General features: G+C 63.6%; 13 protein-coding genes. 2 read left to right on the top strand and 11 right to left on the bottom strand.

The genetic code is table 11. From position 1 onward, the window contains the following. Window position 1: 1 nt before the first annotated feature. From GH663_RS02345 to scpA, 3 genes are read right to left on the bottom strand one after another with little or no spacing between them, the layout of a single operon-like run. Window positions 2–1,537 (bottom strand): acyl-CoA carboxylase subunit beta, encoded by a 1,536-nt coding sequence (locus GH663_RS02345; RefSeq protein ID WP_153130112.1) that lies wholly within the window; start codon window positions 1,535–1,537, stop codon window positions 2–4. Between the two features lie 33 nt (window positions 1,538–1,570). Then, entirely contained in the window at window positions 1,571–2,581 is a 1,011-nt protein-coding gene (gene meaB, locus GH663_RS02350; protein WP_153130113.1) for a methylmalonyl Co-A mutase-associated GTPase MeaB, read from the bottom strand. 6 nt (window positions 2,582–2,587) lie between these two features. Continuing rightward, the gene (gene scpA, locus GH663_RS02355) at window positions 2,588–4,738 is read right to left on the bottom strand and encodes a methylmalonyl-CoA mutase (protein WP_153130114.1); all 2,151 of its coding nucleotides are present in this window, start codon (window positions 4,736–4,738) and stop codon (window positions 2,588–2,590) included. Window positions 4,739–4,904: 166 nt separating this feature from the next. Between scpA and GH663_RS02360 the strand changes: the two genes are divergently transcribed. After that, a complete protein-coding gene (locus tag GH663_RS02360) occupies window positions 4,905–5,573 on the top strand; it encodes a GntR family transcriptional regulator (RefSeq protein ID WP_153130115.1) in 669 nt (222 codons plus the stop codon). A 57-nt stretch (window positions 5,574–5,630) separates the two neighbouring features. Here GH663_RS02360 and GH663_RS21325 read toward each other — a convergent pair whose 3' ends face one another. The 4 genes from GH663_RS21325 to GH663_RS02380 form a co-directional block, all read right to left on the bottom strand. Beyond that, window positions 5,631–6,914: a methyl-accepting chemotaxis protein gene (locus GH663_RS21325; RefSeq protein ID WP_153130116.1), complete on the bottom strand. Its 1,284-nt coding sequence runs from the start codon at window positions 6,912–6,914 to the stop codon at window positions 5,631–5,633. Continuing rightward, entirely contained in the window at window positions 6,889–7,407 is a 519-nt protein-coding gene (locus GH663_RS02370; RefSeq protein WP_153130117.1) for a PAS domain-containing protein, read from the bottom strand. Before GH663_RS02370 ends, GH663_RS21325 begins: the two co-directional genes overlap by 26 nt. A gap of 141 nt (window positions 7,408–7,548) precedes the next feature. Beyond that, entirely contained in the window at window positions 7,549–9,216 is a 1,668-nt protein-coding gene (locus GH663_RS02375; RefSeq protein ID WP_153130118.1) for a cation acetate symporter, read from the bottom strand. After that, window positions 9,213–9,533 carry a DUF485 domain-containing protein gene (locus GH663_RS02380; RefSeq protein WP_205629953.1) on the bottom strand — a complete coding sequence of 107 codons (321 nt, stop codon included), beginning with the start codon at window positions 9,531–9,533 and terminating at the stop codon, window positions 9,213–9,215. The genes GH663_RS02375 and GH663_RS02380 overlap by 4 nt, the downstream gene beginning before the upstream one ends. Window positions 9,534–9,660: 127 nt before the next feature. Between GH663_RS02380 and GH663_RS02385 the strand changes: the two genes are divergently transcribed. Beyond that, the gene (locus GH663_RS02385; protein WP_153130119.1) at window positions 9,661–10,437 is read left to right on the top strand and encodes an enoyl-CoA hydratase/isomerase family protein; all 777 of its coding nucleotides are present in this window, start codon (window positions 9,661–9,663) and stop codon (window positions 10,435–10,437) included. A gap of 9 nt (window positions 10,438–10,446) precedes the next feature. Here GH663_RS02385 and GH663_RS02390 read toward each other — a convergent pair whose 3' ends face one another. From GH663_RS02390 to mdcG, 4 genes are read right to left on the bottom strand one after another with little or no spacing between them, the layout of a single operon-like run. Next, window positions 10,447–11,253 (bottom strand): sulfite exporter TauE/SafE family protein, encoded by an 807-nt coding sequence (locus GH663_RS02390; protein ID WP_153130120.1) that lies wholly within the window; start codon window positions 11,251–11,253, stop codon window positions 10,447–10,449. Window positions 11,254–11,268: 15 nt separating this feature from the next. Then, on the bottom strand, window positions 11,269–12,210 hold the full coding sequence (mdcH, locus tag GH663_RS02395) for a malonate decarboxylase subunit epsilon (RefSeq protein WP_153130121.1): 942 nt from the start codon (window positions 12,208–12,210) through the stop codon (window positions 11,269–11,271). 2 nt (window positions 12,211–12,212) lie between these two features. Next, on the bottom strand, window positions 12,213–13,115 hold the full coding sequence (gene mdcB, locus GH663_RS02400) for a triphosphoribosyl-dephospho-CoA synthase MdcB (protein ID WP_153130122.1): 903 nt from the start codon (window positions 13,113–13,115) through the stop codon (window positions 12,213–12,215). Beyond that, window positions 13,108–13,776, bottom strand: a complete 669-nt coding sequence (gene mdcG / locus GH663_RS02405) for a malonate decarboxylase holo-[acyl-carrier-protein] synthase (protein ID WP_153130123.1) — start codon at window positions 13,774–13,776, stop codon at window positions 13,108–13,110. Before mdcG ends, mdcB begins: the two co-directional genes overlap by 8 nt.

The following is a 13,776-nucleotide window of genomic DNA, read 5'->3' on the forward strand; positions in this document are numbered from 1 at the left end:
CTTACAGAGGAATGTTGCCGTGCTTGCGCCACGGGTTGTCGAGTTTCTTGTCACGCAGCATGGCCAGCGAACGGGCGATGCGCTTGCGGGTGGCGTGCGGCATGATGACGTCGTCGATGAAGCCACGGGCGCCGGCCACGAACGGGTTGGCGAACTTTTCCTTGTACTCGGCTTCGCGCTGGGCGAGCTTGGCCGGATCGTTCTTTTCCTCACGGAAGATGATCTCGACGGCACCCTTCGGGCCCATTACGGCAATTTCCGCCGACGGCCAGGCCAGGTTGACGTCGCCACGCAGGTGCTTCGACGACATCACGTCGTAGGCGCCGCCGTAGGCCTTGCGGGTGATCACGGTAACCTTCGGCACGGTGCATTCGGCGTAGGCGTAGAGCAGCTTGGCGCCGTGCTTGATGATGCCGCCGTATTCCTGCGTGGTGCCCGGCATGAAGCCCGGGACGTCGACGAAGGTGACGACCGGAATGTTGAAGGCATCGCAGAAGCGGACGAAGCGGGCGGCCTTGATCGAGGACTTGATGTCCAGACAGCCGGCCAGCACCAGCGGCTGGTTGGCGACGATGCCGACCGGGTGGCCGTCAACGCGGCCGAAACCGATGATGATGTTCTTGGCGTAATCCGGCTGCAGTTCGAAGAAATCGTTGTCGTCGACGACTTTGACGAGCAATTCCTTCATGTCGTACGGCTTGTTGGCGTTGTCCGGGACCAGCGTGTCGAGCGAGTAATCCATGCGGTCGACCGGATCGTTGGTCGGCGTCACCGGCGGCTTTTCGCGGTTGTTGGCCGGCACGAAATTCATGAAGCGGCGCAGCATGGAGAGGGCTTCGACATCGTTCTCGAAGGCCAGGTCGGCAACACCGGACTTGCTGGTGTGCGTTACCGCACCGCCCAACTCTTCGGCGGTGACGTCTTCGTGGGTCACGGTCTTGACGACTTCCGGACCAGTCACGAACATGTAGGACGAGTCCTTGACCATGAAGATGAAATCGGTCATCGACGGCGAGTACACCGCACCACCGGCACAGGGGCCCATGATCATCGAAATCTGCGGCACGACGCCGGAAGCCATCACGTTGCGCTGGAAGACGTCGGCATAGCCACCGAGGGAGGCGACGCCTTCCTGGATGCGGGCACCGCCCGAGTCGTTCAAGCCGATCACCGGGGCGCCGACCTTCATTGCCTGGTCCATGACCTTGCAGATCTTCTCGGCGTGCGTTTCCGACAGCGAGCCACCGAAGACGGTGAAGTCCTGTGAGAAGACGAAGACCAGACGACCGTTGATCGTGCCATAGCCAACGACAACGCCGTCACCCGGCGTCTTTTCGGCCTGATCCATGCCGAAATCGACGCAGCGGTGTTCCTTGAACATGTCCCATTCCTCGAAGGAATCCGGATCGAGCAGCAGTTCGAGACGTTCGCGAGCAGTCAGCTTGCCCTTCTTGTGCTGGCTGTCGATACGTTTCTGGCCACCGCCGAGGCGGGCCAGTTCACGCTTTTTTTCCAGCTGGCGGATGATGTCGTGCATAGAAACTCCCTTAGTGGTTCGGGTAATTTGAAATCAGTGTTTCAGATAGTCGAGCAGCGCATACGCGGCGGCAGCCGGGGTCGTATGGCCCTGTTCGACGGAGAGAGTCAGCGCCGGCAGGTTTTCCTGCACGCGCGGATGATGACGGAAGTGCTGACGCAGGCCGGAATCGATCAATTGCCACATCCAGCTCAGCGACTGGTGCTGGCGCTTGGCGGCGAACTCGCCGGTCGGCTTCAGCGCCGCCTGGTATTTCTCGATCTGTTCCCAGAAATCGACGATGCCTTCCTTGTGCAGGGCCGACAGCGCGATCACCGGCGGCGCCCAGTTCGGCGACGCCGGGCGCAGCATGTGCAGCGCGTTGCGCCACTGAGCGCGGACGACTGCGGTCGCCTGGCGGTCGATATCGGCCTTGTTGATGACCACCAGGTCGGCGATCTCGACAATACCCTTCTTGATCGCCTGCAGGTCATCGCCGGCATTCGGCAACTGCAGCAGGCAGAACATGTCGACCATGCCGGCCACCGTCGTTTCCGACTGGCCGACGCCAACCGTCTCGACAATGATCACGTCGAAACCGGCCGCCTCGCAAAGCAACATCGCCTCGCGCGTCTTCTCGGCGACGCCGCCCAGCGAACCGGCCGACGGGCTGGGCCGGATGAAGGCTTCTTCGCGCTGGCACAACTGCTCCATGCGCGTCTTGTCTCCCAGAATCGAACCGCCGGAGACCGACGACGAGGGGTCGACGGCGAGCACGGCCAGCTTCTTGCCCTGCTCGATCAGCCAGACGCCGAGCGCCTCGATGAAAGTGGACTTGCCCGCCCCCGGCACGCCGGAGATGCCGATGCGGATCGCGTTGCCGGTCTTCGGCAACAGCGCGTTCAGCACCTGCTGGGCGCGCTGCTGATGATCATGGCGCGTCGATTCAATCAGCGTAATGGCCTTGGCCAGCGCGCGGCGCTGACCGGCCAGCATGCCGTCGACCAGCGCCTGATCGGCGGTAGAAAGCGAATGAGCCAACACGGGAGCTTCGCCCAGCTTCATCCGGACTTAGCCGCGGGCCTTGCGGATTTCGGCCAGCACCTTGATCGCCGAATCCTCGATCCGCGTGCCCGGCCCGAAAATGGCCTTGGCCCCGGCGTTGTACAGGTAATCGTAGTCCTGGGCCGGGATGACACCGCCGGCGAAGACAATGATGTCGTCGGCGCCCTGGGCCTGCAGCGACTTGACCAGCTCCGGCAGCAGCGTCTTGTGCCCGGCCGCCAGCGAGGAAACGCCGATCGCATGGACATCGTTTTCGATGGCCTGGCGGGCGGCTTCTTCCGGCGTCTGGAACAGCGGCCCCATGTCGATGTCGAAACCGAGGTCGGCGAAAGCCGTGGCAACAACCTTGGCGCCCCGGTCATGGCCATCCTGCCCGAGCTTGGCGATCATGATGCGCGGCCGACGGCCTTCTTCCTCGGCGAACTTGGCGATATCGGCCTTGATGCTTTCCCAGCTTTCCTGACCTTCCACGACACCTCCGTACACACCCGAAATGGTCTGGTTGTTGGCGCGGAAACGACCGAAGACCTTTTCCAGCGCATCCGACACTTCGCCAACCGTGGCGCGCAGGCGCATCGCCTTGACAGTCAGGTCGAGCAGGTTGCCGTCGCCGGTTTCGGCCGCCTTGGTTAATGCCTCCAGCGCAGCGTTGACCGCAGCAGTGTCGCGCGTCGCACGAATCTGCTTGAGGCGGGCGACCTGCGCGTCACGGACGGCGTGGTTGTCGATATCGAGGATGTCGATCGCGTCTTCCTTGGCCAGCTTGTACTTGTTGACGCCGACAATGACGTCCTTGCCCGAGTCGATGCGCGCCTGCTTGTCGGCGGCGCAGGTTTCGACCTGCATCTTGGCCCAGCCCGATTCGACAGCCTTGGTCATGCCGCCCATCGCCTCGATTTCCTCGATGATGCTCCAGGCCTTGTCGGCCATGTCCTGGGTCAGCTTTTCCATCATGTAGGAGCCGGCCCACGGATCGACGACGTTGGTGATGTGGGTTTCTTCCTGGATGATCAGCTGCGTGTTGCGAGCGATGCGCGACGAGAACTCGGTCGGCAGTGCGATCGCTTCATCGAGCGCGTTGGTGTGCAGCGACTGGGTGCCGCCGAAAACGGCCGCCATCGCCTCGATGGTGGTGCGGACGACGTTGTTGTACGGATCCTGCTCGGTCAGCGACCAGCCGGAAGTCTGGCTGTGCGTGCGCAGCATCATCGACTTCGGGCTCTTGGCGTTGAACTTGGTCATGATGCGATGCCACAGCAAACGGGCGGCACGCATCTTGGCGATTTCCAGGTAGAAGTTCATGCCCACCGCCCAGAAGAAGGACAGGCGGCCGGCAAAGGTGTCGACGTCCATGCCGGAAGCGACGCCGGTCCGCACGTATTCCATGCCGTCGGCCAGCGTGAAGGCGAGTTCGATGGCCTGGTTGGCGCCGGCTTCCTGGATGTGATAGCCGGAAATCGAGATCGAGTTGAACTTCGGCATGTGCTGCGCCGTGTAGCCGAAAATGTCGGCGATGATCTTCATCGACGGCTTGGGCGGATAAATATAGGTATTCCGCACCATGAACTCTTTGAGAATGTCGTTCTGGATGGTGCCGGACAGCTTGTCCTGGCTAACCCCCTGTTCCTCGGCGGCAACGATGTAGCCGGCGAGAATCGGCAGCACGGCGCCGTTCATCGTCATCGAGACGGAAACCTTGTCGAGCGGAATGCTGTCGAAGAGAATCTTCATGTCTTCAACGGAGTCGATCGCTACGCCGGCCTTGCCGACGTCACCGGTGACGCGGGCATTGTCCGAGTCGTAACCGCGGTGGGTCGCCAGGTCGAAGGCGACCGAAACACCCTGGCCACCGGCAGCCAGGGCCTTGCGGTAGAAGGCATTGGAAGCTTCGGCGGTGGAGAAGCCGGCGTACTGGCGGATGGTCCACGGCTTGACGGCATACATCGTCGGCTGCGGGCCGCGCAGGTAGGGCGCGAAGCCGGGCAGGGTGTCGGCAAAAGCCAGGCCGTCGACGTCCGATTTCGTATAGAGCGGCTTGACGCTCAGGCCTTCCGGGGTATTCCAGTTCAGATTCTTGACGTCGCCACCCGGTGAGTGTTTCGCGGCGGCCTTTTCCCAGGCATCCAGATTATTGGAATCAAAGAACTTTTCAGACATGACACACCCCTCGCTGATTCGATTTTTTCAGGCCGATGATGCAGAATTCAAAATTCTACGCCTCTGGACCCAGCTTGACATACCAAGCCCAGCATAATACTTTATCCATAATTATGGATGCAAGTCGGCCAAGTACCGGCTTGCTCAATCACACCACACCGAAAACATGAACCGTATTGCACCAACCGCGCTTTATCAGGAAGTGGCCGAACGTTTGCGCCAACGCATCTTCGCCCACGAGCTGACTCCCGGTACCTGGATCGACGAGCAGAAACTCGCCGAACAATACGGTATCTCCCGTACCCCACTGCGCGAAGCGCTCAAGGTGCTCGCCTCGGAAGGCCTGGTCGAACTGAAACCGCGGCGCGGCTGCTACGTCACCGAAATTTCCCGCCAGGACCTCGACGACATCTTCCCGCTGATGGCCATGCTCGAAGGACGCTGTGCCGCCGAAGCAGTCAAGGCGGCCAAGACGGCCGACATCGCCGCCCTCAAGAACATCCATGCCGAACTCGAGTCGGCGGCGCGCGAAGGCCGGATCGATGCCTTCTTCGAAGCCAACCAGGAGTTCCACCGGAAAATCCAGGAATTGTCGGGTAATCGCTGGCTGCTCTCGGTCATCCAGGACCTGCGCAAGGTGCTCAAACTGTCGCGCCTGCATTCGCTGTCGCTGGAAGGTCGCCTGCAGCAGTCGCTGGACGAGCATCGCCTGATCATGGCGGCGATGGAATCCGGCGATGCGGGGCGGGCCGAAAAGGTAATGCATGATCACCTGCTGTCTGGCCGCGAAGCGCTGGCCAAGATCGAAACCTCGACCGGCGGCAAAGCGAGTTAGGCCGCCACCGGCGCATTCCCGCAGCGATGGGAATGCGCCCTTTGACTAGCCAGGCGGCTAGCGCATCTGGTTTTCGATGCTGCTGAACAGACGGTCGTAAATGGCGACCAGGGCATCGCGGTCGGCACTGCCCTTGACCCACTGCCGGCTCTGCACGGCGGCGATCGCCTCTTTTTCAATTTCCGGCAGGCTGGCGATATTGATTTCCTCGCCATGCAGGATCGCCGTCACATCGGCCCGCGCCTTCTGGGCCAGGGCGACCAGGCGCATCGAGTCGGACATAGTCTGCGCGCCATTGCCGATCGTGCCGGACAATGCACCAACCTCGGCGGCAGAAGTGGCGGACACCGTCAGCTTCTGCGAGAACTCGTTGGCGGTGCCCCGGGCCTCCGAAACGGAGTGGCTAAGTTCGCCGATCTGCGTGGTTGCTGCGGCCATCGAACTGGAAATGGCGGCGATCGCCCCGGCGATTTCCTCGGAAGCCTTCAGCGATTGATCGGCCAGTTTGCGAACCTCGTCGGCGACCACGGCAAAGCCCCGCCCCGCCTCGCCGGCTCGTGCCGCTTCGATCGCGGCATTCAGCGCCAGCAGATTGGTCTGCTTGGCGATGCCATCGATACGGCCGGTCAGGTCGCGGATGGCGTCGGCCTTGTCATTCAGGTCGGCCAGGGCCTGTACCCCGCTTTCGGCCGAATGCTGGGCACCGCCGAGAGCACCGGACATCCGGTTGGCCGCATCGGCCATCTCGCTGGCGGAATGGGCAAAATCACCCGCCATTGACTCGGAATGCCGGGAATGCACGCCGACTTCCTGCAAGGCCGCACCGACGTGCTCGATCGCCATCGACAGACCGCGCTCGGAACGGAGGAAGATTCTTGAGAGCAGCGCCTCCCGGGCAATCGACTCCTGCGCCACGCTCAATTGGTCGAGCAGGCTTTGCATCTGGGCCAGCACATCCTTGAAAGTGCCGTGCAGGCCGGTCGTTTGCAGGCGACGCCAGTGCCGGCTCTCGGAAGTTGCGCTCATCGCGCCGAGAATTTCGCGGAAGGTGGTTTCCGTCTGGTCGAGCACCGAGTTCAAATTGACCCGGATTGCCTCCAGCCTGGGCGAGTTCACGGCATTCGGCATTCTCGCCACCAGCTCGCCCTGACCGACCTTTTGCAGCAAGTTATCGAGATCCGCAAGGGGCCCTTCGGTTTGGCGATCCGGCCAGAGGATGAGCAGCATGGCCGGAACCAGGCAGAGCGCCGCCGCCCAGGGCGCGTAAAACGCCGCCCCCAGGCCGAGGGCGATCAGGATTACCTGCAGCATGCGCTTAAAGGGAAAAGACGAGTTCTTCATAACCCATTCCAGTCTGTTTCAGCAGGTCGAGCAGGACCTGGGTACCGGCGGCAATGGCATCGCGCGCCCCGGCTGCACGTTCGGCTGCCAGCATCTGCTGGTACACCGGCTCAATTTTGGCGAGAGCGGAACGCTGCGGGCAGCGGCGCACCGAGGTATAGCCGACGATGTTGCGCCGCAGGTCGAAATCCGGCGAAATATGGGTAAATACCCAGTAAAAACTGCCGTCCTTGGCCAGGTTCTTGACGTAACCAAAGAACTCCTGCCCCGACTGGATGGTGTCCCAGGCCAGCTTGAAGGCGGCCCGCGGCATGTCCGGGTGACGAATGATGTTGTGTTGCGAGCCGAGCAATTCGGCCTCGCTGTAACCGGAAAACTCGATGAAGATCGGATTTCCGTAAGTAATGATGCCCTTGGCGCTGGTTTTCGAGACGATGAAATCATCTTCCCGCATCATGCGTTCGACCGTCGTCGGTGCGATTCCGCGTTTCATTGCTGGCCCTCCTTGAATTCTGCAGCCCTGCCGAAGCAGGCGTCGAATTTACTACACCCGACACGACTTTCGCCAAGCGATGGCGCAATAAAAAAACCCCGATGACGCCTGTCATCGGGGTTTTGCGGAGCAACTGGACAATCAGTGGTTGCTGGCCGAGGCGGCACCGTAACCGGTCTGTGCCCGGACGTACTGATCTTCGAACGCTTCGATTTCCTGACCGGCGCGCACACTCGAATCCGTCTTCGAGAAGATGTAGGCAAGCAGGAAGGCAATCGGCATGGCGAACAGCGCCGGCTGCGTGTAGGGGAAGAGCGCTGCCGGATTGTGCAGCACATCGACCCAGACCGACTTCGAGAAGAGCACGAAGAGCACAGCGGAAACCAGACCACCGTAGCCGCCGAACAGCGCGCCGCGGGTGGTCAGGCCTTTCCAGTACATGGACAGGATCAGGACCGGGAAGTTGGCAGCGGCTGCGACGCCGAAAGCCAGACCGACCATGAAGGCGATGTTCTGCTTCTCGAACAGGATGCCGAGAATGATGGCGACGAAGCCGAGGCAGATGGTGGCGATCTTCGAAACGCGGATTTCCTTCTCTTCCGAAGCCTGCCCCTTCATGATGACGCGGGCGTACAGGTCATGCGAGATGGCCGAGGCACCGGCCAGCGCCAGACCGGAAACCACAGCCAGGATGGTGGCGAAGGCGACCGCGGCCAGGAAACCGAGCAGCATGTTGCCGCCGACCGCCTTGGCCAGGTGCATGGCGACCATGTTGCCGCCGCCGATCAGCTTGGCGCCGAGCGTGCCACCTTCGAAAAACTCCGGATTCTGGCCGACGATGATGATGCCGCACAGGCCCATGATGAAGATGACGTTGAAGAAGTAGGCGACGAAACCGGAGGCGTAGAGCACCGACTTGCGCGCTTCCTTGGCGTCGGTCACCGTGAAGAAGCGCATCAGGATGTGCGGCAGGCCGGCGGTACCGAACATCAGACCGAGGCCGAGCGAAATGGCGGTGACCGGGTCGGCCAGCAGGCTGCCCGGATACATCAGCTTCGGACCGAGCTTATGGACAGCGGTCGCCTTTTCCAGCAAGGTCTGGAACGAGAAGCCGAACTGGCCGAAGGCGAGGAACATGACCAGCGTACCGCCGGCGAGCAGCATGCAGGCCTTGATGATCTGTACCCAGGTCGTCGCGACCATGCCGCCGAAGGTGACATAGACCATCATCAGGATGCCGACGGCGAAGATGGCGACGTTGTATTCCAGGCCGAAGAGCAGCTTGATCAGCTGACCGGCACCGACCATCTGGGCGATCAGGTAGAAGCAGACCACGATCAGCGAGGAAATCGCCGCCATGGTGCGCACCTTGCCCTGGTCGAGGCGGTAGGCGGTGATATCGGAGAAGGTGAACTTGCCGAGATTGCGCAGGCGTTCGGCCATCAGGAACAGGATGATCGGCCAGCCGGCGAAGAAGGCCAGCATGTAGATGTAGCCGTCGTAACCCTGGCTGTAGACCATGGCGGTCAGACCGAGCAGGGTGGCGGCCGACATGTAGTCGCCGGCAATCGCCAGACCGTTCTGGAAGCCGGTGATGCCGCCGCCGGCGGTGTAGAAATCGGCGGTCGACTTGGTGCGGCTGGCCGCCCAGTAGGTAATGCCCATCGTCATGAAGACGAAGATGCAGAACATGATGATGGCGTGCCAGTTGGTCGCCTGCTTTTCAGCGGCGCCCAGCGGATCGCCGGCCGCAACGGCCAGCGCGGAGAGGCTCAGCAGTCCGAGCGCGGTAATCAGTTGGCGCATCATTTCTGCTCCTTCCAGGCTTCCTTGACGATTTCCTGCGTCAAGCTATCGAACTCGGTGTTGGCACGCTTCACATACACGGCGGTCAGCACCCAGAAGAAAATGAACATGAACAGTTCGACGGCGACCCCCACCGTCCACATCGAACCTTCAGCAAGCGGCTGGCCGAGGGATGCCGGATTAAAGGCAACCACCATCACGAAGCCGTAAAACATGGTCAAAACGATAAATGCCAACGTCCAGGCAAAGCGTCCCCGTCGGGCGACGAGTTCCTGGAACTTCGGGTTGGCCCGCATTCGCTCATACATCGCGCTGCTCATGGCTTGATCTCCCTAATTAATAATTACCGAAAAAACCGGCGGCAGTATTGTATCTTATATAAGACATTAACGAATAATGAATTGGGCGCCGCCTATAATGACGGACTTCCCATAATGGATATATGTGATGGCCACGGTCGACCTTTCCTGCACTGGCGAAATCGCCACCCTGACCCTGAACAACCCCGGCAAGCTGAACGCCATCGATCTGGCGATGTGGCAGCAACTGGCCGAAAACATGGCCAAATTGTCGGTCGACCGCAACATTCGCTGCGTCGTCATCCGCGGTGCCGGCCACGAGGCCTTCGCCGCCGGCGGCGATCTGGAAGAGTTCGTCACCGGCCGCGCCACGCTGGAACAGGCGCTGCACTATCACGGCCAGGTCGCCAGCGCGCTAAACGCCATTGCCGATTGCCCGCACCCGACCGTCGCCCTGATCCAGGGCGCCTGCATCGGTGGCGGCCTGGAAATCGCTGGCGTCTGCGATCTGCGCATCTGTGCCGAAAATGCCCGCTTCGGGGCACCGATCAACAAGCTCGGCTTCTCGATGTATCCCGGCGAAATGGAAGGCCTGCTCAAGCTGGCCGGGGCGGCGGTGATCAAGGAAATCCTGCTCGAAGGGCGCATCCTGACCGCCACCGAAGCTTACGAAAAAGGCTTGGTCACCCGCGTCGTGCCCGAGTCGCAGGTCGAGGACGAAGCCTATGCCACGGCCCGCCGCATCGGCGCCGGTGCCCCCCTGGTCGCCGGCTGGCACAAGCAGTGGATACGCCGGCTGCAAAGCGGCAAGCCACTGAACGACGAAGAAAAGGCGGCCTCCTTCGCCTTCCTCGACACCGAAGACTACAAGGAAGGCCTCGCCGCCTTCCTGGAAAAGCGCAAGCCGGTTTTCAAGGCACAGTAAGCCCCGAGCTCAGGCGCCGTACAGGCTCCACAGCATTTTGGCCGAGAGAACGAGCAGCAGGCCGGCAAAAATGCGCTTGAGGACGACAACCGGCAGGCGATGGGCGAGGCCGGCGCCGAGCGGCGCCACCGCCACACTGGCGAGCAGGATGACGACCAGCGCCGGCAGGTAAACGAAGCCGAGGCTGCCGGCCGGCAGCTCGCCATGTCCCCAGCCGTTCCAGACATAGCCGAGCGTGCCGCCGATAGCGATCGGCAGGCCGACTGCGGCCGAGGTACCGATCGCCTGGTGCGGCCGGACATTGCACCAGATCAGGTAAGGCACGGTCAGCGCGCCGCCGCCCATCGCCGCCAGGCTGGCGATGGCGCCGATCAGGCTGCCGGCCAGCCCCAGGCCGGCCCGCCCGGGCAGGCTGCGGCTCGGCGTCGGACGCAGGTTGGCGAACATCTGCAGGGCAATGAACAGCATGAAGGCGACGTAGAAAATGGCCAGCGCCCGCGACGAAATGCGAGCCGCCAGTTGGGCGCCGAGCAGCGTGCCGAGCAGGATGCCCGGGGTCAGGCGGCGCATCACCGGCCACAGCACGGCGCGGTGCGCGTGATGGGCACGCAGGCTGGACAGCGAGGTGAACAGGATGGTCGCCATCGCGGTGCCGAGCGCCAGATGCAGCACTTCGCGGCCGGGAAAGCCTTGCCAGGTGAAGATGACGGTCAGCACCGGCACCACCACCACACCGCCGCCGACGCCGAGCAGGCCGGCAAAGAAACCGGCCGCGGCGCAGGTCAGCAGATAGATCGGAATGACATCGAGCGGCATTACCGGGGCCGGCGTTTAGCAGGCGCCGGATTCGACCCAGCGGACGATGCCGTCGACACTGCGGAAATCGTCGCAAGCCCGCACCGGCACATTCGGCGCCAGTTCTGCGAAGAGCCGGCTCAGCGCATTGCCGGGGCCGATTTCGAGCACCGCATCCGGTTGCATTTCGGCCACCGCCTCCAGGCAGGCCGCCCAGTCGAGCGGCGTGCAGATCTGGCGGGCCAGCGCATCGAGTGCCGGACGGGCCGTCCGGGCCGGCGTCGCATCGATGGCGCTGAGTACCGGAAAAGCCAGGCGGGCGTCGGGCAGCAAATTGAGGCATTTCTGGAAGTCGACCGCAGCACTCCTCAGTTGCGGCGTATGCGACGGCGTGCGTACCGCCAGCTGGACCAGGCGACTGGCGCCGGCCGCCGTGAACTGCTCGGCGACGGCGAGCAGGCCGGGGCGCGGCCCGGCCACCACCAGATGGCGCGGTGCATTGCGGATGGCGACAGCGAGGCCGGCAGCGGCGGCCATACCCTCAACCAGCGCTTCGTCGAGGCCGAGCACGGCCAGCATGCCCTGTTCGCCGCTGATCGCCCCATCCATCAGGGCGGCGCGTTTGGCGCACAAGTCCAGGCCGGCGCTGGCGGAAAAGGCGCCGGCCGCACTACAGGCCGCCATTTCGCCCAGCGAATAGCCGGCGGCGCAGATTGGCCGGGGCAGGCGCGGCTGCAACTGCCCCCAGAGCAGCATCTGCTGCGCGAAGATCAGCGGCTGGGCGACACTGTTTTTGGCCAGCTTTTCCGCGTCGCCCCCAGGGCCAGCCGTTGTTTCCACGGTCGCCGCCGTTCCGGCCAACTCCGGCAGCAAATGGCGCAGTTGATCGCGCAGCGCCGCATCGGGCCCGGCCATCACCTGTTGCCAGTGGGCCGGGCCTTGCCCGCCCTGGCCGCTGAAGAGGAGGGCGAGGCGCATGTTCAGGCCAGGCCGTCGAGTTCGGCCAGGAACAGCGTGATGCCGAGCAGGTCGGCACTGCCGCCGGGACTGAGGCGACGGGCGACGAAATCACGGTCGATGTCGGCGGCACGGGCCCGCCAGTCGGCGGCGAGCACGCCGCCGGCAGCCAGGAAATCGGCGGCGGCACGGCGGCCGTAGTCCAGCCCGGTCCGCCCGCCGCGCCAGAGCAGGTTGGTGTCTTCCAGTTCGGCGATCAGCGCAAACAGCGCCTGCATGGCGGCCAGTTCACCATCGCCGGTGGTGGCTAGGGCGGCGCGATAAGCCGGCAGGCCGACACCGAGCGCGGCCGGAAAACCGCTGGCGGCTTCCTGGCGCGCCCCACCGCTGCCATCACGGCGGGCGACGAACAGACCGTGGCTGAGCGGGGTGCCCGCCGTTGTCTCACTTAGGCCGGACAGGCCGGCCAAGATATCCCGCCCCCAGTGCCGGCGGACGATGGCGCAGGCCGCTTGGGCGCTGATCGCTGCACCTTCGGCCTGTAAAACGCCGAGTGCCGCACAGAGCAGGCCAAGGTTGAAAATTGCCCCGCGATGGGTGTTGACCGCAGCGGTCGCCGCCAGCATGTCCGCTTCGGCCGCGATGCCAAGCGCCCGCAGCGGCGCAAAACCGGGGCGCTGCAAACCGCAGGCGGCAATCGCCGGGAAGTAGCCGCGCAAGGCCTGCAGGCTGCGCATGAAGGTGGTGAAATCCATGTCGGGGTGGCTGCCGTTGCCGGTCGGGCCGACCAGGCCGGGCTTGCCGTCGAGCGCCACTTCGCGGTACAGGCTACGAATGGCCAGCCGACCGACGCGGGCGGCAAACAACTCACCGGCCGGCGCAGCAATTTGCTGCGGGCGATGGCGCGGCAGGGCGCGTTCAAGCATGGCAAAGCTCCGGCAACAAGCTGGCGGTCAAGGCGTGCAGCGGCCACAGGCTGACCTCGTGCTCGCCCTTGACCAGGACCTGGGCACCCGGCTGGTCGAGCTGCCCGGCGATTTCCCGCCAGGCGGCGGCATTGCCGCCCGGGAAGCGCAACTCGCCATCCAGCCGGCAGGGCAGTTCGGCGGCGGCCTGCTGCAGGGCCGGCAACATGGCGGCGAATTGGCCGACCTGCTCGATATCGCAAATCAGGTCGATGTCGGAGTCGGCATGGCGGTAGTGCTCCCCGCTCAGCACCTCCCAGGCCAGCGAACCGTACACGCCGAGCCGAGCCGAACAGGCGGCCGCTTGCGCCGCCAGCCGGGCGAGCACAACGGCCTGGCCGGCCGGCAGCCGGGACAAACAGTCGGCAATAGTGAGCGGCGGCCGAATCGCGGCAATGGCGCTGCGCTCGACGCTGAGCGACAGCTTTTTTCGCTGCAGCCGCGCCGGCAGGCTGAGACCGAGCAAGCAACGGTCGCCAGTAGCCGGCTGGCGGGCGACGACCAGCGGCCGGCCGCCCGCGATCCATTGCCGGGCGGCTTGCCAGTAAGCATCGCCGGGCTCGCTGCAGGGCGTCGCAAACGCCGCATCCGGCTGCAGATAGACGAGATCGTGGCGGCGCAT

Origin of the sequence: Dechloromonas hortensis, assembly GCF_009469765.1 — a bacterium.
Lineage (GTDB): Bacteria > Pseudomonadota > Gammaproteobacteria > Burkholderiales > Rhodocyclaceae > Azonexus > Azonexus hortensis.